The sequence below is a fragment of the Pasteurella atlantica genome, from assembly GCF_963693435.1.
Classification (GTDB): domain Bacteria; phylum Pseudomonadota; class Gammaproteobacteria; order Enterobacterales; family Pasteurellaceae; genus Phocoenobacter; species Phocoenobacter atlanticus.
The window spans coordinates 742,792-764,601 of sequence record NZ_OY856306.1 but is presented as its reverse complement, the minus strand read 5'-3'; the positions used below and the strand labels follow the sequence as shown (position 1 = coordinate 764,601).

General features: G+C 34.9%; 20 protein-coding genes. 6 read left to right on the top strand and 14 right to left on the bottom strand.

What is annotated here, in order from left to right; translation table 11 throughout:
• Window positions 1-48: 48 nt before the first annotated feature.
• The 3 genes from U9966_RS03675 to U9966_RS03665 form a co-directional block, all read right to left on the bottom strand.
• A complete protein-coding gene (locus U9966_RS03675) occupies window positions 49-834 on the bottom strand; it encodes an enoyl-ACP reductase FabI (RefSeq protein ID WP_306346242.1) in 786 nt (261 codons plus the stop codon).
• Window positions 835-999: 165 nt separating this feature from the next.
• Window positions 1,000-1,764 carry a PDDEXK family nuclease gene (locus U9966_RS03670; RefSeq protein WP_306346243.1) on the bottom strand — a complete coding sequence of 255 codons (765 nt, stop codon included), beginning with the start codon at window positions 1,762-1,764 and terminating at the stop codon, window positions 1,000-1,002.
• A complete protein-coding gene (locus U9966_RS03665; RefSeq protein ID WP_306346244.1) occupies window positions 1,757-3,025 on the bottom strand; it encodes a DNA cytosine methyltransferase in 1,269 nt (422 codons plus the stop codon). The genes U9966_RS03670 and U9966_RS03665 overlap by 8 nt, the downstream gene beginning before the upstream one ends.
• Before the next feature lie 295 nt (window positions 3,026-3,320).
• Here U9966_RS03665 and gorA point away from each other — a divergent pair, with 295 nt between their 5' ends.
• Window positions 3,321-4,676: a glutathione-disulfide reductase gene (gene gorA / locus U9966_RS03660; protein WP_306346245.1), complete on the top strand. Its 1,356-nt coding sequence runs from the start codon at window positions 3,321-3,323 to the stop codon at window positions 4,674-4,676.
• Window positions 4,677-4,744: 68 nt separating this feature from the next.
• Here gorA and U9966_RS03655 read toward each other — a convergent pair whose 3' ends face one another.
• Together U9966_RS03655 and U9966_RS03650 are read right to left on the bottom strand one after the other, a co-directional pair.
• On the bottom strand, window positions 4,745-5,518 hold the full coding sequence (locus U9966_RS03655) for a M48 family metallopeptidase (protein ID WP_306346246.1): 774 nt from the start codon (window positions 5,516-5,518) through the stop codon (window positions 4,745-4,747).
• A gap of 86 nt (window positions 5,519-5,604) precedes the next feature.
• Window positions 5,605-6,279: a 7-cyano-7-deazaguanine/7-aminomethyl-7-deazaguanine transporter gene (locus U9966_RS03650; RefSeq protein WP_306346247.1), complete on the bottom strand. Its 675-nt coding sequence runs from the start codon at window positions 6,277-6,279 to the stop codon at window positions 5,605-5,607.
• Window positions 6,280-6,505: 226 nt separating this feature from the next.
• On the opposite strand from U9966_RS03650, the gene U9966_RS03645 reads away from it, so the two are divergent.
• From U9966_RS03645 to U9966_RS03630, 4 genes are read left to right on the top strand one after another with little or no spacing between them, the layout of a single operon-like run.
• Window positions 6,506-7,423: a heme/hemin ABC transporter substrate-binding protein gene (locus U9966_RS03645; protein WP_306346248.1), complete on the top strand. Its 918-nt coding sequence runs from the start codon at window positions 6,506-6,508 to the stop codon at window positions 7,421-7,423.
• 1 nt (window position 7,424) lies between these two features.
• Window positions 7,425-8,201, top strand: a complete 777-nt coding sequence (locus U9966_RS03640) for a HugZ family pyridoxamine 5'-phosphate oxidase (protein ID WP_306346249.1) — start codon at window positions 7,425-7,427, stop codon at window positions 8,199-8,201.
• Window positions 8,202-8,205: 4 nt separating this feature from the next.
• Window positions 8,206-9,255: a FecCD family ABC transporter permease gene (locus U9966_RS03635; protein ID WP_306346250.1), complete on the top strand. Its 1,050-nt coding sequence runs from the start codon at window positions 8,206-8,208 to the stop codon at window positions 9,253-9,255.
• The gene (locus U9966_RS03630) at window positions 9,252-10,058 is read left to right on the top strand and encodes a heme ABC transporter ATP-binding protein (RefSeq protein ID WP_306346251.1); all 807 of its coding nucleotides are present in this window, start codon (window positions 9,252-9,254) and stop codon (window positions 10,056-10,058) included. The genes U9966_RS03635 and U9966_RS03630 overlap by 4 nt, the downstream gene beginning before the upstream one ends.
• 27 nt (window positions 10,059-10,085) lie before the next feature.
• Here U9966_RS03630 and mnmA read toward each other — a convergent pair whose 3' ends face one another.
• The 4 genes from mnmA to U9966_RS03610 all read right to left on the bottom strand — a co-directional run bounded on the left by mnmA (window position 10,086) and on the right by U9966_RS03610 (window position 14,715).
• The gene (mnmA, locus tag U9966_RS03625; RefSeq protein ID WP_306346252.1) at window positions 10,086-11,240 is read right to left on the bottom strand and encodes a tRNA 2-thiouridine(34) synthase MnmA; all 1,155 of its coding nucleotides are present in this window, start codon (window positions 11,238-11,240) and stop codon (window positions 10,086-10,088) included.
• Window positions 11,241-11,245: 5 nt separating this feature from the next.
• Window positions 11,246-11,491, bottom strand: coding sequence for a (Na+)-NQR maturation NqrM (nqrM, locus tag U9966_RS03620; protein WP_090919227.1), 246 nt, complete (start codon window positions 11,489-11,491; stop codon window positions 11,246-11,248).
• A 20-nt stretch (window positions 11,492-11,511) separates the two neighbouring features.
• Window positions 11,512-12,552: an FAD:protein FMN transferase gene (locus U9966_RS03615; RefSeq protein ID WP_306346253.1), complete on the bottom strand. Its 1,041-nt coding sequence runs from the start codon at window positions 12,550-12,552 to the stop codon at window positions 11,512-11,514.
• 171 nt (window positions 12,553-12,723) lie between these two features.
• Complete coding sequence (locus tag U9966_RS03610) at window positions 12,724-14,715, bottom strand: LTA synthase family protein (protein ID WP_306346254.1); 1,992 nt, start codon at window positions 14,713-14,715, stop codon at window positions 12,724-12,726.
• Between the two features lie 103 nt (window positions 14,716-14,818).
• Here U9966_RS03610 and U9966_RS03605 point away from each other — a divergent pair, with 103 nt between their 5' ends.
• Window positions 14,819-15,658: a DUF5718 family protein gene (locus tag U9966_RS03605; RefSeq protein ID WP_306346255.1), complete on the top strand. Its 840-nt coding sequence runs from the start codon at window positions 14,819-14,821 to the stop codon at window positions 15,656-15,658.
• 13 nt (window positions 15,659-15,671) lie between these two features.
• Here U9966_RS03605 and U9966_RS03600 read toward each other — a convergent pair whose 3' ends face one another.
• From U9966_RS03600 to U9966_RS03580, 5 genes are all read right to left on the bottom strand, one after another.
• Entirely contained in the window at window positions 15,672-16,469 is a 798-nt protein-coding gene (locus U9966_RS03600) for a peptide ABC transporter ATP-binding protein (protein WP_306346256.1), read from the bottom strand.
• Window positions 16,470-16,551: 82 nt separating this feature from the next.
• Complete coding sequence (fbaA, locus tag U9966_RS03595; protein ID WP_306346257.1) at window positions 16,552-17,631, bottom strand: class II fructose-bisphosphate aldolase; 1,080 nt, start codon at window positions 17,629-17,631, stop codon at window positions 16,552-16,554.
• A 77-nt stretch (window positions 17,632-17,708) separates the two neighbouring features.
• Window positions 17,709-18,872, bottom strand: a complete 1,164-nt coding sequence (gene pgk / locus U9966_RS03590) for a phosphoglycerate kinase (RefSeq protein WP_306346258.1) — start codon at window positions 18,870-18,872, stop codon at window positions 17,709-17,711.
• Between the two features lie 125 nt (window positions 18,873-18,997).
• On the bottom strand, window positions 18,998-19,357 hold the full coding sequence (locus U9966_RS03585; protein WP_306346349.1) for a fluoride efflux transporter FluC: 360 nt from the start codon (window positions 19,355-19,357) through the stop codon (window positions 18,998-19,000).
• Window positions 19,358-19,430: 73 nt separating this feature from the next.
• A complete protein-coding gene (locus tag U9966_RS03580) occupies window positions 19,431-21,710 on the bottom strand; it encodes an NADP-dependent malic enzyme (RefSeq protein ID WP_306346259.1) in 2,280 nt (759 codons plus the stop codon).
• Window positions 21,711-21,810 lie beyond the last annotated feature (100 nt).

Genomic DNA, 21,810 nt, shown 5'->3' with positions numbered 1-21,810 from the left:
AAAAATTGTGTAAAGACATAGCCTAATGCTATGTCTTTACCCTCATACTTACTCACTTAAATTTGACATTGCTGTAGTACTAAAGCCTGCATCAACGTGTAAAATTTCGCCAGTTACACCAGAGGCTAAATCAGAGCATAAAAATGCAGCTGAATTACCCACATCTTCAATAGTCACAGTACGTTTCAGTGGTGCTGATTTTTCAAAAGTAGAAAGCATTTTTTTGAAATCTTTAATGCCAGAAGCCGCTAATGTACGAATTGGACCTGCTGAAATTGCATTGACACGAATGCCTTCTTTACCTAAATCTGCCGCCATCACACGTGTACTCGCCTCAAGTGACGCTTTTGCTAAACACATCACGTTATAGTTAGGAATTGAACGTTCCGCACCCAAATAAGACAGGGTTAATAATGCTGAATTTGGATTTAACATAGGACGAGCTGCTTGAGCCATCGCAACAAAACTATATGCACTAATATCGTGTGCAATTTTAAATCCTTCACGAGTGGCAGCATTGACATAATCACCCTCTAATTGATCCGCTGGAGCAAAACCAATTGCGTGAACAAAACCGTCAAATTTATCCCAATGTTTATTTAATTCTGAAAAACATTCCGTGATATTTTCATCACTCGCCACATCTAAAGACAATACAATTTTTGCTCCAAACTCTTGTGCAAATTTTTCCACACGAGGTTTTAATTTATCGTTTAGATAAGTGAAGGCTAACTCAGCCCCCTCACGAGCAAAAGCTTGAGCAATACCATAAGCAATAGAACGATTACTTGCTAAACCTGTGACTAAAATACGTTTACCTGCTAAAAAACCCATATTGTTTCCTTAAAATGATGTAGTATAAAATTTTTTGAAATTATAGCTGAAAAAAGTAAAAAAGAGAAAAAAAGCAGTCAGATCTTATAAATTTTTTGCAAAAAAAGAAACAGATCCGACCGCTATCTGATATGGGGTTAACCATAATTAAATAATTAACATTATTTAGTTTAAGGTATTATCTTTATAGATTTGTTCAAAAATTGTCAATTTATTTTTTGTATCCTCATCCATTTTTTCATCAAAATAAATGACTTTTATTCTTGAAGGCTTGCCATCCAATAATTCAAATTTATTTACTTCCTTAATATTAAATCTAGTTTTATCTAAGTTTTTGCCCGCTTTCAATACTCGCTCTTTATAGTGACTTTCAAGCTCTCCATTTGGCATACAATCAATAGTAATTACTAATATATCTAAGTTTTTTCTGTCATAAAGAATAGTAATGAAATAAGATAAACAGATTTTTTGATTTTCCTTATTTTTATTATAGAACGTCGGAAGAGCTGGTTCATACGCTCTAACTTCACCTCTTACAATCATATTACCTTTATAACTATTTTGATTTCTTCCTACAAATATACTTGTTGTAAAGTCACCTATATTATCCTTTTGTACCGTTTTCAAATCTATATGAATATACGCATCTTCAACTTCAAAAAATAAATCAGCACCTACTGGAGATGAATTAGGTTGTCCAATACCTTTCCCATTCAGTAATGAATAAACTATTCTTTCTGCTCCAACCGCAAAATCACTGATGCCTTTTCCATTCTCATCACCATAAAGACCAAACCAATCATCTTTTATGGCTTCTTTTGTTTTGAAACCATAAAACATTTCATCTTCCGCAAATTTTAAGAAATGATAATATTTTTTTAAATATTTTAACTCAAGCTCTTCAATATTTTTTAATGTCTTATCATTCATTATTACACTCCTCTAAATTTAACGTTTGTAAAATAACTTCCCCAATCTTCTTAGCGAGTAAAACAGGAACAGCATTTCCAATTTGTCGATACATTAAATTTAATGAGCCTTCAAAAATGAAATCATCTGGAAAAGTTTGTAAGATTGCACATTCTCTTGCTGATAGTCGTCTTTCTTTATTGATATGTATCTCTGGTGATGTTGCTGTTATAGTATCACTCGCTCTATTCCAATTTGTTATTCTAAGTGATTGCTCAAATTTAATAGGTTTCTCTACAAACTCTGTTACTTCTTTATCATATTTATTATCAAATCCAAGAATTTTTTTTAATTCCCACCAATCAGATGGTTTAGGAATACTGCCTGAGTTATTATCTTTCCTAAACCAATGCCCAGCAGTATGTTTATATCCAAAGTGTTCATCAACTCTTTTCGTTGACCAACCTGATTTATTTCTCCAATATTTTAAATAATCACAAATATCAGCCTGATTTACTTGGTATTTTCTTCCCCAAAATGTATCTTGAACACTAGTACTTGCAATATGATTATATATTTTTCTATCATCAACTTTAATAAAATTATTTATAGTATTATTCTGTAAAGGTATATCTTTTAAAAAACTAATACTTTCTTCGACAGTTACGTAAGGTAATAAGTTAGTATTCTGATATTTTTCAGATGGATTATTATAATTATTTTCCCCTTCATAAATATCTGCGTGAGTAATTTCAGGAAAAGGATTTTCTAAATTAAGTCTATTTCCAATAATGATCACCCTTTCTCTCTGCTGAGGAACCCCATAATCTGCAGCATTTAATAGTTTAATATCTACTTTATAACCTAAACTAGCAAAATCATCTTTTATCATCTTGATAACTTTTCCTTTTTCCAGGTTCAAAATACCTTTAACATTTTCTGCTACAAAAAATTTTGGATATTTATCTTTAATTATTCTTAACATTTCTTTATATAAAAAATTTCTCTCATCTTTAATTGTTCTATTTTTATTTGCAATAGAAAAACCTTGGCAAGGAAACCCGCCAATAATGAGATCAAGTTCTCCTTTTTCAAAGGGAATATCATTACTTTTTATATTTCTAATATCCCCAAGAATAATATGTTTACTTATATTTCTTTTATATGTTTCTACTGCAATAGGTTCAAAATCATTTGCCCAATGTATTTCAAAACCTGCTTGGATCATACCTAAATCCATTCCACCTGCACCAGAGAATAAAGAGATAGCCCTTCTTCTCATATATTTGTAACCCCTATATTTTTTTATAATTTACTTAGAATTTTTATTTATATTTCTTAATAGCCTAAATATCATTAAAATTAATTTAGTTATGTAAAATCTTTGTGAAATTATAGCTGAAAAAACCCAAAAACTAAACTAAACAATTTCATCGTGACTTCCTATACGCTCTATTTTCCATATTCATAATCAATCAATAAATCCTATCAAATTAAAAGGGTTCTTTTCTATTTTAAATTTGGTAAAATCTTTATCAAATGTTACCGCTTATACACTTATACAACAGGAACAAACTATGACAAAACATTATGATTATATCGCTATCGGTGGTGGTAGCGGTGGTATTGCCTCAATTAACCGTGCAGCAAGCTATGGCAAAAAATGTGCGATTATTGAGGCACAAGATTTAGGTGGTACTTGCGTGAACGTGGGCTGTGTGCCGAAAAAAGTGATGTGGCACGGGGTTCAAATTGCAGAAGCAATTAAACTTTATGCACCTGATTATGGTTTTAATGTTGATTTGAAAGACTTTGATTTTTCAAAATTGATCGAAAGTCGTCAAGCTTATATTGGACGTATTCATCAATCTTATAACAATGTGTTAGCAAAAAATAATATTGATGTGATCAATGGTTTTGCGAAATTTGTGAATAAAAATACCATTGAAGTGAATGGCGAACAAATCACGGCGGATCATATTTTGATCGCAACAGGTGGTCGTCCAACACGTCCAAATATTAAAGGGGCGGAACACGGTATCGATTCTAACGGTTTCTTTGAATTAACCAAATTACCTAAACGTGTGGCTGTGGTGGGTGCAGGTTATATTGCCGTAGAACTTGCAGGCGTATTAAATAGCTTAGGTGCTGAGGCTCATTTATTTGTGCGTAAGCATAGTCCATTGCGTACTTTTGATCCGTTCATTGTGGATACCTTATTAGAAGTGTTAGCCCAAGAGGGCATTCAATTACACACCCAAGCAATCCCACAAGAAGTGGTTAAAAATGCAGATGGTTCAGTAACCTTAAAATTAGAAGACGGTCGTGAACAAACCGTAGATTGCTTAATTTGGGCAATCGGTCGTCAGCCAGCAACGGACGTGATCAACCTTGAAGCAACAGGTGTGGAAACAAACGCACGTGGCTTTATCAAAGTGGATAAATTCCAAAACACCAATGTTGAAGGCATTTATGCGGTCGGCGATATTATCGAAGGTGGTGTGGAATTAACTCCTGTGGCAGTGGCGGCGGGACGTCGTTTATCTGAGCGTTTATTCAATAACAAACCAAACGAGCATTTAGATTACAGCTTAATCCCAACAGTAGTATTCAGCCACCCAGCTATTGGTACGATCGGTTTAACTGAGCCACAAGCGATTGAGCAATATAGCGAAGAAAACGTGAAAGTTTATACTTCATCATTTACGGCAATGTACACCGCCGTAACTCAACACCGTCAGCCTTGCAGAATGAAGTTGGTTTGTGCAGGTAAAGATGAAAAAATTGTCGGCTTACACGGTATCGGCTTTGGTGTGGATGAAATGATTCAAGGTTTTGCGGTGGCAATCAAAATGGGTGCAACAAAAGCAGATTTTGATAACACAGTGGCAATCCACCCAACAGGTTCGGAAGAATTTGTAACGATGCGATAATAATTGTATAAAATTAAAATGACAAATAAAAAGCCCTTAGTTAATAAGGGCTTTTTTCATATTAAGAATTATTTTTTTGATGCTTTATAAAGCTTCATCGCTTCAGGTAGCAAGCGTTGTAAGTTAGCTTGACGATCAGCATTGGTTGGGTGAGTTGAGAAAATCGAAGAGCCTGATCCCCCTGTAACTTTACTCATTTTTGTCCATACATTTGGAGCAGCACTTGGATTATAACCAGATTGAGCCATCAACATTAAACCAACTTCATCAGCTTCTGTTTCGTGGTGACGAGAAAAAGGTTTATCTAATGCAAGATCCTTAGTGATATCAACGATATCAAAGCCGCCTACATTTGTTGAAATACCTTGCGTTGAAAGTGCGACCTTACCAATAGTTGCGGCAATACCAGTAACCACACTTACAGAACGAGATGATTTACTATGCTCTTTTAATGCGTGAGCCATTTCGTGCCCAATAACAGTCGCAATTTCAGGATTAGAAAGGTTTAATTTATCAACCAATCCAGTATAAACCATCATTTTCCCACCTGGCATCGCCCAAGCGTTTAGCTCTTTAGATTTGACCACTGTCATTTCCCAACTAAATGGCACACCAGTTTCATTCGCCTTTCTAGCATAAGGTACCATACGGTTAAAAATAGCTTTAATTCTTTTAGCGGTTCTAGAGCTAGTATCCAAAACACCTTTTGATTTAGCTTGTGAAACCACTTTCATATAGCTGTTGGCTGCTTCGTTGTTGATTTGGCTTGTTGATGTACAGCCTGTTATACCAATCGCAGATATTGATAAAGTAGCGATACAAATGTATTGTCTTAATTTCATAAAATACTCCCTTTTGTTTAGCAAAATATATTTATAGTTTATAGATAATATCATAAGCGGTTACTTGTTGTATAATTTTTGCAAATTTATTCCGCTGTTGCTAAATCAAACTTCTTAATAATAATGGTCAATAATACGCCGTAAAGCGGTAAGAAAAGTGCCATACTCACCGAGATTTTGACAAAATAATCGACAATACCAAGATCAAACCAATGCTCTGCTAGGTAAGGATCTGCACATTGATAAAATGCCACTGCAAAGAACACTAAAGTATCAACCAAACTACCAAATAATGTTGATGACGTTGGAGCAATCCACCAGCGTGATTTTTGACGAAGTTTATTAAATATAAAAATATCCATTAGCTGCCCAATAATATAAGCAGTAAAGCTTGCTAGAGCAATGCGAAAAACAAAGAAATTAAAATTAGCTAATGAATTAAAACCTTGAAACTGTGCTTCAAAGAAAATAACAGACATAATGTAACTAACAATTAAAGCAGGAAACATTACTAAGAAAATAATTCGGCGTGCCAAGTTTGTGCCAAATACTCGTACAGTTAAGTCTGTCGCTAAAAAAATAAAAGGAAATGAAAACGTTCCCCAAGTAGTTGGTATCGCTAAATCAGTAAAGGGGATTTTTATTTCAAAGGTAAGTTGTACCAGATAATTACTAATTGCAAGAATAAAAATATGAAAAAGCGATAATAGTAATAATGAGCGACGTTTTTGACGATCTGAAAAGTCAATATTTAAAAGCATAATTGTGTCCTTTTTGATGAAAAATAAATTTGGGGTTAGGGAACCCAAGTGAAAATTAGGAAGCGTATCTTACTTGTTTTTTCAAAAATAGCAAGAGCTGGTTAACGAAGTTGCTTTTACACAAATTATTAACAAATGAAACATTTCCATAAAATTTATTGACACCATAATAGATACAAATGATAATATTTACGGATAATTAAATTTTGAAAAGGAAAGCTAATTTATGTTTATAAAAACACTGATCGCTAATTTACACTCAAAAGCATTGAATAAAAGAAAAATCAGTGCTTTATTTGTTTTAACAACACTTTCTGCATCAATTAATGCAGAGTCTTATCATCGTATTGTCTCTACGACTGGCAATGCTTCTCAAATTATTGCTGAATTAGGGTTGGCGGATGATTTGATTGCAGTGGATACCACAAGTACCTTACCTGCTGATATTATGAAAAATAAACCTAAGATTGGCTATCGCCGAGCGTTATCATCGGAAGGTATTTTAGCAATGCGTCCGGATTTAGTTGTTCTAGTACCTGATGCTGGTCCGCCAAATGTAATTGCTCAACTAAAATCATCAAAAGTAGAAACCATTACAATAACAGATAAGAAATCGCTTGAGGGCGTTGTTGATGATATTCAGTTAATTGCGAAGACTTTGGATGCAACAGAGCAAGCAAAACCACTGATTGAACGTATCAATAAAGATAAAGCAGAAATAACTAAAATTATTGAGAGTTATCCTACTCAACCTAAAATAGCGTTCTTTATGGATGGTGGGGTTGATCGATTTATGGGATTTGGTGATGAAACCGCAGGAGATGGAATGATTGATATTGTAGGCAGTCAAAATATTTTCAAATCACAGTTTAAAAGTGTTAAGCCAGTATCTTTAGAGGCATTATCTGTGAGTGATATGGATATGATTATTATTGCTTCTCATAGTGGGAAAGATCGTAATCCAGCAACACTAACCAAAGCATTAGATAAATATACTAAACTTGCTATAACAAAAGCAGGTCAAAAAGACTGTGTTTTTACTATTGGAATTGTGGAAGGATTAGGCTTTGGTCCTGATCTTACTCAACCAGCAAAAGAGATTACTCAAGCAGCAAAAGAATGTGTCACTCAAGAGGAGAAATAAAATGATGGAATCATCAGAGCCAAAAATTACAGACAAAAATATAAAGCAGCACGACCGTTATAGTACAGGAGATATTGATGCACAGAAGATTTATCTCACTAACTTTGCAGGTGAATTAAGTACAATTAGTCGTGAAGAGAGCAAATCTGCAGGTTATCCAATGGGATCGGTTGCTCCTTTTATTATTGATCATACTGGTTGTCCTGTTATTTATACAGCGACTATTGCAGAACGCACAAAAAATATTACTGAAAATTCAAAGGTTTCATTATTTATGCGTGAAGTAAGACGTAATCATCGTATTGAAACAGGCTGGCGATTAGGGGTAATGGGCGATTTACTGGAAATTAAAGATCAAGAAGATTTAATGCGAGTAAAACACAGTTATTTTCGTCATTATCCAAGAGCAAAAATGTATGAAAAATTTCACGAATTTAAGTTTTATCGTTTAAATGTAAAGATGGCTCGAGTAATTTTAGGGTTTGGACGAATTGCGTGGGTAGAGCCTGAAGTAATAAAAAGAGCATCATCATTTGATGAAGAAACGGAATTAAAAATTATTGAGCATATGAATAAAGATCATATTGAAGCAATGGAAAAATACCTGACTCAAAATGATATCAAGTTACAATTAGGTGTTGTACCTGAAATGGTTGCGGTCAATCAATTTGGTGTCACTATTTCATATCATAATCATCTTCATTTTATTGCTTTTGAAGAAGAGGCTTTAGACGTTAATGCCGCACGAGTTCAGTTAGTTAAAATGACAAAAGCATAGTGTAATGATTGACGAATATTGCTCTAAATATAAAAAAATATTTTTTTCTAGAACATCCATTTTTAGTCTATTTATTTTTTTATTATTATTTAGTATTTATTTAGGCTGTCGTATTGGGGCAATAGAGGTAGAGAATGCCACGATCATCCGCTTGCTCAGTGGTGAGGCGACAACAACAGATAATACAATTTGGCAAGTTTTAGTCAATATTCGTTTTCCTCGTGTGATTGCCGCTGTATTAGTGGGTGGTACATTAGCGATTACAGGGGCAGTAATGCAAGGGTTATTCCGTAACCCCCTTGTTGATCCGGGTATTATTGGTGTAATGTCTGGCGCTTCCTTTTCTGCCACCTTATTTATTGTTTTAGGCAGTTTATTTTTACCTCTCTCCATTGTTTCAAGTAATTTTGCATTACCTTTTTTTGCTTTTTTAGGTGGTTGGGGAATGACGATGTTACTGTATTCTTTCTCTAAACGAGGCGGTGTACTCAATATCTCTTCAATGCTGTTAATAGGTATTGCTTTTGGTGCCTTAACAGGGGCTTTAACTGGTTTACTGACTTATGTCGCCGATGATATTCAATTACGATCCATCGCTTTTTGGGGAATGGGAAGTTTAACCGCTTTTGATTGGGAAAAATTAGCTGTTTTAAGTTTAGTTTGTATTGTTACCCTTCCTCTTTTATGGCGAGATTCCGCAATTTTAAATGCCTTAATGCTGGGTGAAAATGTGGCAGGGCATTTAGGTTTTGATATTGAAAAAGCCAAAAAACGTCAAATCCTATTAGTCGCTTTGCTCGTGGGAGTTTGCGTGGCATTTTCGGGTGGAATAGGTTTTATTGGGCTAGTCGTTCCTCATATTGTGCGTAAATTAGTAGGAAGTGATCATCGAGTTGTACTGCCTGCTTCTTTTTTATTTGGGGCAATATTATTGACCTTATCTGATGTGATTTCTCGTACAATTATAATGCCAGCAGAACTTCCTATTGGTATTTTAACAGCAATGATTGGTGCCCCATTCTTAGGTTTCTTAGTGTGGCGAGGTGCAAGATGAGTATTATTCTAGCGGCTGAAAATTTAACCTTTACTGTACAGCATAAAAATTTAATTGATCACCTAAATTTAGAGATTATTCAGGGCTCATTTAACGCTATTATTGGTCCTAATGGTGCAGGAAAAACCACTTGCTTAAATCTGATCAACGGTGATATTCCCCCTAATAAAGGGACTATTTCATTAAATGGTAAAAACTTACGAACAACTGACCGCTTGGCACTTGCTAAGAAAAGAGCCGTTTTGCCACAACTTATTCATATTCCTTTTAATATTCAGGTTGAAGATATTGTTGATCTCGGACGTGAACCTTATCGCTATCAATGTTGTAAAAAACAAAATCAAGCAGTGGTTCAACACTGTTTAGAAAAAATGGGTATTCTTAATTTAAGAAAGCAAGAATATGCTACATTATCTGGTGGAGAACAACATCGAGTCCAGATTGCTCGAACCCTTGCTCAAATTTTTGCTTATCCGGATGAAGATCTAACGGGTAAAATTCTCTTTTTAGATGAACCTACTAATCATCTCGATATTCATCATCAATATAATCTAATGTATTTATTGAAAGAGCTTCAAGAACAAGGTTTAACCATTATTGCTGTTATGCACGATCTATCCCTTACTTTGCAATTTAGCGATCATATTTTGCTATTAAATAAAGGTAAAAAAGTGGGTGATTTTACCCCTGAAGAGTTAGTTAAAAATAATGCACTATCAGAGGTATATCAAATGGATATGAATATTTTATGGAATGAGCAATTAGCTCGTTATCTGATTGCTCCAACGCCAAAACCTTTATGATATCTAACCAAAACTTATCTAATAAAATTAGATTTTCAATTGTTCCTCAATTACTCCACCACCTAAACAAATTTCATCAAGGTAAAAAACAGCGGATTGACCGGGTGTTACTGCAATTTGAGGCTCATCAAAAATGACTTTAATTGTATCATCATCAATAGGTTGAATTTCACAAGCAACATCAGTTTGACGATAACGTGTTTTGACAGTACAACGTAAATTTTTACGAATAGGTTGACGATCGACCCAATGTAATTGTTGAGCAATTAAACCTGTTGAAAGTAATGCACTGTTATCGTGTCCCTGTGCCACAATCAGCTCATTATTGATTAAATCTTTCTCCACCACATACCAAGGCTCTTCAGATTTATTTTTTAAACCACCAATACCTAAACCTTTACGCTGCCCCAAGGTGTGATACATCAAGCCTTGATGTTGACCTATTACTTCACCATCAATGGTTTTGATATTACCGACTTGAGCAGGAAGATAGCGGGCTAAAAAGTCTTTAAACTTACGCTCACCTATAAAACAGATCCCTGTAGAGTCTTTTTTCTCAGCAGTGACTAAACCTAAATCCTCGGCAATTTGGCGAACAATCGGTTTTTCTAGTTCACCGACGGGAAATAAACTTTGAGCTACTTGATCTTTACTTAAAGTATATAAAAAATAACTTTGATCTTTATTCGCATCTAAACCACGTAATAACTGAGATTGCCCATCAAGATCACGACGACGTACATAATGCCCTGTTGCAATATAATCAGCACCTAAATCTTCTGCAGCGTATTCTAAAAAGGCTTTAAATTTGATCTCTTTATTGCATAAAATATCAGGATTTGGTGTTCGTCCTGCTTTATATTCACTTAAAAAGTGCTCAAAGACATTATCCCAATATTCTGCGGCAAAGTTAATCTTATGTAGTTTAATCCCTAATTTATCACATACTGCCTGAGCGTCGGCTAAATCAGCCGCTGCGGTACAGTAATCCGTATCATCATCTTCTTCCCAATTCTTCATAAACAAGCCTTCCACTTGGTAACCTTGTTGTTGAAGAATAAAAGCAGAAACGGAAGAATCCACACCACCAGACATTCCACAGATAACCTTTTTCGTCGCATTTTCAGTTAACTGACAAGCGGTCACTTGTGAGCAATTATTTACAAATGTTTGTGATTTCATACCCTTTACTTCACTTCATAAAAAGAGGAATTTTGTTTAAAACGCTCAAGTTCTGTTGGATCTGCTTGACCTTTTTCAACCTTATCTTTTAAGTTATCACAAGGCTCTTCACAGTCACACATTTTTTCCATTCCTAATGCAGAGATCCCCCCACAACTTCCTTTAATTGTTTTACCTTTAACAATATAGCCAATTGACATTGCAAAAATGATTGCAAGAAAAAAGCCAAAGGTTAATAAAATAGTTTCCATTTATCACTCCAAATAATCAATTATAAATGTGTTAATTTCTTAAATTCACTCGACATTTTAGTCTCATAGCCATTATCTGTTTTAATAATTAAAAAAATCGCTAAATGTTCTGTTTCTGCAATTTCTAATGCTTTATCTGTACCAAGTACAAACAACCCTGTCGCTAAACCATCTGCTTTCATTGATGTATTTGCTAATACGGTAATAGAGGCAAGATTATGGCTAATTGGTTTTAGCTGTTTTGGATCAATAATATGCGATAAACGATTTCCTTCGTCATCTTCAAAATAATTACGATAACTTCCTGATGTGGCTATACCTAAGTTACTAATAGGCACTAAAATTTGAATTTCTTGCCCCTGTACTAGAGTTGGTTTTTCTATAGCAATTTGCCAATCATCTTTATGTATATTCTTCCCTTTGGCTCTTAACTCTCCGCCAATCTCTACAAGATAATTTTCAATGCCTAGTTGTTCTAAATATTGTGCCAATTTATCAACGCCAAATCCTTTTGCAATCGAAGAAGTATCAATATACACCTTTGAGTGAGTTTTCACTAAACTAAATTGATTATTTTCAGACAAAAGTCTAATTTTATTAATTCCAACTGCTTGTGATTTTTCTGCGATTTGTTGTTCTGTTGGTGCTTGATTTAATCGTTTATCAGGTCCAAATCCCCATAAATTGACTAAAGGTCCAACGGTAATATCTAACGCACCTTGAGTGATTTTATTTAACTCAAATGCACTTTTAACAACTGTTGCAAAGTCTTTAGAAATCACAAAAGGTTTATTTATTTCTATCGATTGATTAAAACGACTAATTTCAGAATCTTTTTGATAGGTAGACATCGCATTATTCACCCCCACCAACAAATGATCTATTTCTTTTTTTATCTCTGCTGGTTTAAGCAATTCTTTGGTATGCTCATCAATATATTTAATATGATAAGTCGTTCCCATCGTTTTTCCTTCAAGACTGATTTGCTCCGACTCTTGATTACACCCACTCAATAAAAACAATGCCAGTGCCAACGCACCAAACAGTTTTAATTTATTCATAGAAAATCCTTAGTAAATTTTAATTTACCAATTTTAACATAAAATACACAATATGAATGATTAATTATTAGTGATTTACCTTTCTTCTAGAATAGAATAAAATTTTTTCTAGACGAGGAGATAAATTCAAAAAATGGTAAATTTTTATCAAAATGTGACCGCTTATAAATATTAATTTTTATTGGAATTTTCCTCTTTGGGTAACTTATATAATTGCTGATTATATAAATAGCTTCCCACTAGTGCATAAGCAAGGGCTTCTTTTTTCATACTTTGAGGTAATTCTTTTTCTTCTAGATGTTGAGTTTGATGATTGTAAGTGTAACCTTTCGCAGTGGTTTTAGGCTCTAGTATCACGACATCATTACCTTTCATCATTGCCTGTGTTTGGTTATATTGCATAAAAGCACGATTTGGATCAATATTTTTAGTTAAATCATAACCAAGCATCGGGTAAGCACCACTAATTCCAGCTAAAGATAATAAAGTTGGAGAAATATCAATTTGACTCACTAATCGTTTATCTTTTTGAATCTCAACACCATTACCTAAAATTAACGCTGGAATATGAAAATGTTGAATAGGCACTAACGATGCTCCAGCTACACGTGAATCGTGATCAGCAATGATTAAAAAGAGGGTATCTTCCCAATATGTTGAATTTTTTGCTAATTTGAAAAATTGCCCCAACGCATAATCTGCATATTTTGCTGCATTATTACGTGTTTGCTTTTCTTCATCATATAAAGCAATTTTTCCATCAGGAAATTCAAAGGGATCGTGATTACTGGATGAAAAGACCAAACTAAAAAATGGTTTACTTTCTTTATGCCACTGACTAAATAAGCTATGTGCTTTCTTAAAGAGATCTTCATCACTCACTCCCCAAGAGCCAACAAACTCAGGGTTAGTATAATCTTTTTCATCTATAATTGTTTTAAAACCATTACCATAAAAGAAACTTGCCATATTATCAAAATGCTTTTCTCCCCCATAAATAAAAGACGTTTCATAACCTTTTCTACTTAATAATTCAGCAATAGTAAAAAAATTACGCTGGCTTTTAGCGAGTTTAACGGTTGAACGTGCTGGTGTTGGGGTAAATCCTGCTATCACCGCCTCAATTCCTCTGACTGAGCGAGTACCTGTGGCATACATATTTTCAAACAACCAACCTTCTTGAGCTAACTTATCAAATTCTGGTGAAAGTGGTTTTCCACCTAATATTCCAATAAACTGAGCACCTAAACTTTCTTCTAAAATAATCACAATATTTTTAGGTTTACCTTTATAAGTTGCTTCATTATAAGAAAGTGTTGGAATGTCTTCTGAAATGTAGTCTGAAAGAGGTCGCTGCTGACTCTGTTTAATAGTAGCAAACATTTCTTTTGCAGACATTTTTCCATATTGTTCAGAAGATGAACTTTCATCTTTTAATTGTTGAACTGCAAATAAAACAGAATAACCCGAATTTAACACTAATGAATTAACTAGCGGATCGCTTGAAAATGCAACCATTGCGGGATTCATTCCTCGATGTGCGAAACTCGAACGTGCACCAACAAAGGTAATTACCGCAACAATTAACGCTATAACTGGACGCCATTTCCAATTTGGATAATAAAGCGATTTAACCACTTTAGCGGATAGTTTCCAATAAAGAATAGCGGCTAAAGTTGTAATAATGGCACTTGATAATACCGCAACAAGATGTCCATTAATCAACATTGTAAACACTTCTTTTGGATAAAGTAAATATTCTATAAACAAACGGTTAGGGCGTATATCATAGGTTTCAATAAACGCAGGAGTAGACAGTTCCATAAATAAGATAAAGGTACTACCAACAGTAAGCCATACTCTTAATATCATCTTGCAAACCTGTCCAACAACGTTTGAAGAAAGAAATAAAACACTTAATAAAGTCGGAATACCAAATAACCAACAGAGTGCTGAAATATCAATACGAAGACCTTGTAATAATAAGGGTAACCAGCCATTGACTGCATTCACTCTCTCTATTTGCCAAACAGATAAACCTACACGGCTGACAGAAAGAATGACCAAATTAATGATGATAAAAAATAAAATAGGAAAGAAAATGGAATGTTTTGATATTTTAGACATAAGTATTTCGTGATGGAAGTTAATTTGTGTCTGCATTATATTTTTTCATTAATTTAAGTCAATAAGAAAGTTTATATTTATCATTGCTTATTTTATTCTTATAATTAAATCTAATTTTATACACAGGGGTATGGTCATTATGAAAAAACAACAATTTATTGGATTGGGTGTAGCGGGTAATTTTGCTGGACATTTGGAACAAGCAGGAGAAGCGGCTGATTTCGTCAAGGTAAAAACTCAAAATGCCATTCAACCAAAAGCCATTTTTCCTTTTTATATTCCGAGTAACAAGTTAAGTCAATCAGAGCAATTTCTCTCTACTTATCCGTTATCAAACGATAAATTAAGTTTTCCTCACTTAGAAGATGCGGATAATCTCCAAATTGAGCCTGAAGTTGCACTCATTTGTGAGTTAGTTTATCGCAATAATAAAGTGGTAGAAATTAAACCCTCTCATTTTGCTGCTTATAATGACTGCTCTATTCGTCGTCCAAATGCACGTAAAATTTGTGAAAAGAAAAATTGGGGGATAAATTCAAAGGGAATAAGTAAAAATTGGATCAAAATTGACCGCTTTGAACGGGGAGGGAATTTAGACCATTATCATATTGCTTGTTTTCATCAACGTAATGGGAAATTAACAGAATATGGTGTAGATAGTCCAACTGTGGGTTATAGCTACTTTCATCAACAGTTATTAACTTGGATTATCGATAGAATGAATAATCAGCCTGATGAAGATCCAATGAATAATATCGCTAATTTATTAAAACAAGCTGATTACCCTACTCAAGCCATTATTAGTATTGGGGCAACTCGCTATACAGAATTTGGTGAAACTCATTTCTTACAGCCACAAGACACAAGTATTGTTGTACTCTATGATCATAACCGTCATACACACGATGATGTAGTCAAAATGATTAATGAGCAACAATTTCCAGAAGATGTCTCAGCATTAATCCAAACGGTTGTTTAAATATTAATTCTTACTACTCTGCCCACGCTTCTTCTGTTAGCTTTTTACCAAAATGGCTATCGATTAAGCGTGACATAAAAGTGGTTTGAGGATTAAGTAAAATATCTTTGGTATTACCATATTCAATGGATTTACCCTCTTGAATAACAAGAAGTTTATCTGAAATATGTTTAGCAATACCGAGATGTTGTCCTACATAAATATAGGCGATACCTTGTTTTTGTTGAAGTTTTAACATTAGATTGATTATTTGAATGCGTAATGAAAAATCTAAAGTACTAAGAGTATCATCAATAACTATAATATCAGGTTCTAATATTAATGCTCGAGCAAATGCGACTCGTTGTTTTTGATTGCTTGACGCTTCACTAATTGGCATTAAGGCATGTTCTGAGTGTAATCCCACAAGTTCTAACGTCTCAAAAATTTTTGTATTACGTGTGACTTCATCAAAGTCTGTGGCAAGTTTAAGAGGAGAGTCCAAAATTTGTCCAATATTATAATTTGGATCGAAAGCACTATTTGGATCTTGAAATAACATTCTGATATGCTTAGCTCGAAATTTGTAATCTCCAAAAGTCAACAGGCGACCCAAAAAATGTATTTCTCCAGAAGTGGGTTTAATCACACCTGCAATCATTTTTACTAAAGTCGATTTTCCTGAACCATTCTCTCCAACAACGGCTAAAGTTTCACCTCGCTCAAGGCTAAAAGAAATATCATTTACAGCACATATTTTCTGATTACGAAATAAGCCTATCGACTCAATAAAACATTTATTGAGACTCTTCACTTCAAGTAATGATGTCATTTCATCCTCTTTCTCTGAAACTATACAATAATAAACAAAGACCGCTTAAACAAGCGGTCTGATTTTGCTTAAAATTTGCAAATTATAGAACGTTTACACAGTTTAAGTCTTCGAAAGATTGCTCTAAGCGTTTAGACATAGATTCTTCCATTTTGCGTAACCAAACACGTGGATCGTAGTATTTTTTGTTTGGTGCGTCAGGACCTTCTGGGTTACCTAATTGTGCTTGAAGGTAAGCTTCGTTTGCTTTATAGAAATCTAAGATACCATTCCAAGATGCCCATTGTGTATCTGTATCGATGTTCATTTTGATTGCACCGTAGCTGATTGCTTCACGAATTTCTTCACGAGATGAACCTGAACCACCGTGGAATACGAAATCTAATGATTTTTCAGGAAGATTACGTTCAGCTGAAACGAATTTTTGTGATTCGCCTAAGATAGATGGTTTTAATTTCACATTACCTGGTTTATAAACACCGTGAACGTTACCAAATGCCGCAGCGATAGTGAAACGTGGGCTGATTTCGCTTAATTGATCGTAAACGTAAAGTACTTCTGATGGTTTTGTATATAATTCTGACTCATCAACATCTGAATTATCCACACCGTCTTCTTCTCCACCAGTGATACCGATTTCGATTTCAAGGGTCATTCCCATTTTATCCATACGAGCTAAGTAATCACGACAGATTGCCATATTTTCATTCATTGGCTCTTCTGAAAGATCGATCATATGAGATGAGAATAATGGTTTACCTGTTTCTGCGAAATGTTTTTCGCCAGCATCTAATAAACCGTCGATCCAAGGAAGTAATTTTTTCGCACAGTGATCGGTATGTAAAATGACTGGCACACCGTATTCTTCTGCTAAGGTATGAACGTGTTTTGCACCTGCAATCGCACCTAAAACATCTGGGCGTTGACCACTTGTTGGTTTGATTCCTTTACCTGCGTAAAAAGATGAACCACCGTTTGAGAACTGAACAATTACTGGCGATTTTACACGAGCCGCTGTTTCTAAAACCACATTTACAGAATCAGAACCTACACAGTTTACTGCTGGGATTGCAAAGTTGTGTTCTTTTGCAAATGCAAAAACTTTTTGTACGTCATCGCCTGTTACAACGCCAGGTTTTACGATGTCTAATAATTTAGCCATATTTTATATTTCCTCTGTGTTTAAAAATTTTTAATATATTTTTGCCCCTACAAGCCATTTATAGGGGCGATATTTGATTATGCTTTGGCACGTTTTTCTAAGATTTCAACCGCTGGTAATACTTTACCTTCAACGAATTCTAAGAATGCCCCACCACCGGTTGAGATATATGAAATTTTATCTTTAATTCCAAATAAATCAATTGCCGCTAAGGTATCGCCACCACCTGCAATAGAGAAACCTTCACTTTCTGCGATAGCATTTGAAATAATTTCTGTACCTCTACGGAAGTTAGGAAATTCAAATACACCCACAGGACCATTCCAAAGAATGGTTTTTGCATTTTTGATGATTTCAGCTAATTGTTCTGCTGATTTATCGCCGATATCAAAGATAGATTCTTCATCTGTTACTTCTGTTACTGATTTTTCAGTGGCTGGTGCAGTTTCAGAAAATTCTGTACCCACACGCACATCAACAGGAACTGGAATATCTGTAGTTTCTGCTAATTTTTGAGCAACTGGCACTAAATCTTCTTCGTAAAGTGATTTACCTACGTTGTGACCTGCTGCCGCAATAAAGGTATTTGCGATACCACCACCTACGATGATTTGATCAGCAATTTGAGAAAGTGAATTTAACACTTCTAATTTCGTTGAAACTTTTGAACCACCTACGATTGCCACCATTGGACGAGCTGGCTCTTTTAATGCTTTGCCTAATGCGTCTAATTCTGCGGCTAATAATGGACCTGCACAAGCAGCTGGTGCATATTCAGCCACGCCATAAGTAGAACCTTGTGCACGGTGTGCTGTACCAAATGCGTCCATTACGAATACATCACAAAGTGCCGCATATTTTTGACCTAATTCAGGATCATTTTTCTTTTCGCCTTTGTTAAAACGCACGTTTTCTAATACAACGATTTCGTTTTCTTTCACATCAACGCCGTTTAAATAATCTTTTTCTAAACGAACAGGCACATCTAATACGTCATTTAAATAATCAACCACAGGTTGTAAAGAGAATTTTTCTTCAACTTCGCCTTCTGTTGGACGACCTAAGTGAGAAGTTACCATCACTTTCGCCCCTTTTTCTAAGGCTAATTTTAAGGTTGGAAGTGTTGCACGGATACGTGCATCAGATGTTACTTTACCGTCTTTAACTGGTACATTTAAATCTGCTCGAATAAATAAACGCTTACCAGCAAGGTCTAGATCGGTCATTTTAGTTACTGACATTATGATTTCCTCTTAATAATTTAAAAATAAAAACATTGGGATTATAGCATTTTCTTAAAAGATTTACTGAATATAGATCAAATTGTTAAGCAATTTTATAGAATTTTGCAAAATTTTATATAAATCTAACCGCTTATTGCCCTACTGATCCATAACCCAAATACAGTTGCGATAATACCCAAAACTAGATGTAACCCTAAAATATTAATGGCATGCAACCATTTATCTTCCAAAATTTTAGTGCTAATTTCGGCTGAAAAAGTAGAAAATGTCGTAAAACTCCCTAAAAATCCAGTAATAAAAAGTAGTTTATGAGAATCGTGTAAGTTTAACCCTAATGCAATGCCAATCAGAAAACAACCTAAAAGATTCGCAATCAAGGTACCAAAATGGAAGTGATTAAAAACAGGTTGTAACCAGACCCCTATTTGCCAGCGAGATAACGCTCCAAACATTGCACCCATAGAAACTAAGATAGCTTGAATAATCATAAAAAAACGCCATTCTATTTAATGAAAGAATGGCATTTAATTTAGCATATTTTAGATTAAATTGCGATTATCCTTTACTATCACTATGTGCTTTTACTGCAGCATAGGCCACCATATTAATTATACGGCGTACTGATGATACTGGATTTAGAATTTGTGCTGACTTATTCATTCCCATTAAGATTGGTCCCACTGTGATTGCAGTAGTTGTTCCTCTCAATAAGTTATAACTAATACGTGCTGCTTCTAAATTTGGCATTACTAATAAATTTGCGGATCCTTTTAATGGGCTATCAGGCATAATATCTTTACGCAATTCTTCAGAAAGTGCTAAATCGCCGTGCATTTCACCATCAATCATTAAGCTTGGATCTGCTTCATTGACTAACTCGAGTGCTTTTCGCATTTTTGGTGCCCCCAGTTGATCTGATGATCCATAGTTAGAGTGAGAAAGCAACGCCACTTTTGGTTGAATACCAAAACGACAGACTTCTTCTGCTGCCATTAAGGTAATTTCCGCCAGTTCTTCTGCGGTTGGATTTGCATTAACATAAGTATCGGTTAAGAATACATTACCTGATGAAAGCACTAAACTATTTAATGCTGCTGGGGTTTTCACACCTTCTTTTAAGCCTAAAACATCTTTAATTGAAGTTAAGTGTTTACTGTATGAACCAAACAAGCCACAAACTAAACCGTCTGCATAACCTAAATCAACTAATGTTGCAGCAATAACCGTTGTATTTGAGGTCATTACACGCTGAGCAATAGCTTGAGTAATTCCTTTACGTTTCATTTTATTATAATAATGTGTCCAACATTCTTCATAATAAGGATTATGATCATTATTAATTAACTCAAAGTCTTTACCTACTTCTAAGTGTAAACCTAGTTTTTGAATTTTTTCCTCAATAACAGCGGGGCGACCAACTAACACTGGATAAGCAAGCCCCATAGATACAATTTCTTGAGTTGCTTGTAAGGCTTTATTTTCTTCTCCTTCCGCTAAAATAATGCGTTTTTTATTCGCTTTTGCTTGATTGAAAATGGGTTTCATAAAGAGATTCGTTTTATACACAAATTGAGATAATTTCTCTTTATAAGCTTCCCAATCTTGAATAGGACGGGTTGCTACGCCTGAATCCATTGCGGCTTTCGCCACAGCAGGTGCAATACGAGTAATTAAACGAGGATCAAATGGACGAGGAATAACATAATCAGCCCCAAAAGTCGCCGCTTCATCACCATAAGCAGAAGCGACCACGTCGCTTTGTTCTGCAAGGGCTAAATCTGCAATCGCATAAACTGCTGCACGTTTCATTTCTTCATTAATTGCGGTTGCACCCACATCTAATGCCCCACGGAAAATGAATGGGAAACAAAGCACGTTATTTACTTGGTTTGGATAATCCGAACGACCTGTACACACTATCGCATCAGGACGCACCGCTTTAGCTTCTGGTGGCGTAATTTCAGGATCTGGGTTAGCAAGAGCGAGAATAAGTGGATGTGCCGCCATTTGTTTAACCATTTCAGGTTTTAATGCCCCTGCTGCTGAACAGCCTAAAAACACATCCGCATTTGGAATGGCGTCTGCCAATGTTCGCCAACCATTATCGTCAATCGCATACGATTTCTTCGTTTCATCCATACGATCATCACGATCTTTATAAATCACCCCTTTTGAATCACAAACGGTAATATTTTCACGTTTCATACCTAATGAAACGAGTAGATTTAAACAAGCAATCGACGCCGCACCAGCACCAGAAGCCACTAAACGCACTTCATCAATTTTTTTATCTACAATACGCAACGCATTGATAACCGCTGCGGCACTGATAATGGCTGTACCGTGTTGGTCATCGTGGAATACAGGAATATTCAAACGCTCACGCAATTTTTGCTCAATATAAAAACATTCTGGTGCTTTAATATCTTCAAGGTTGATACCACCAAAGGTTGGCTCTAATGCAGCAACAATTTCGACAAATTTTTCAGGATCTTTTTCTGCGACTTCAATATCAAAAACATCAATACCCGCAAATTTTTTGAATAGTACGCCTTTACCTTCCATTACTGGTTTACCCGCTAACGCACCGATATTTCCTAAACCTAAAACAGCCGTACCATTAGAAATTACCGCAACTAAATTACCTTTCGCCGTATATTTATAGGCTGTTAAAGGATCTTTTTCAATTTCTAAACAAGGCTCAGCTACACCCGGTGAGTAAGCAAGAGCGAGATCTCGTTGAGTTGCAAGGGATTTAGTTGGAGTAACTTCAATTTTCCCAGGAATTGGAAATTCGTGAAAATCAAGAGCAGCTTGACGTAATTTACTATTCATATTTGTTTATCCTTTCGTATAGTTAAATTTTATAGTTAAATAAATGTTAATTACTTGTTTATTCTAGCACTAAAAGAAAGTTTTTTTTGTGATCAAGTTC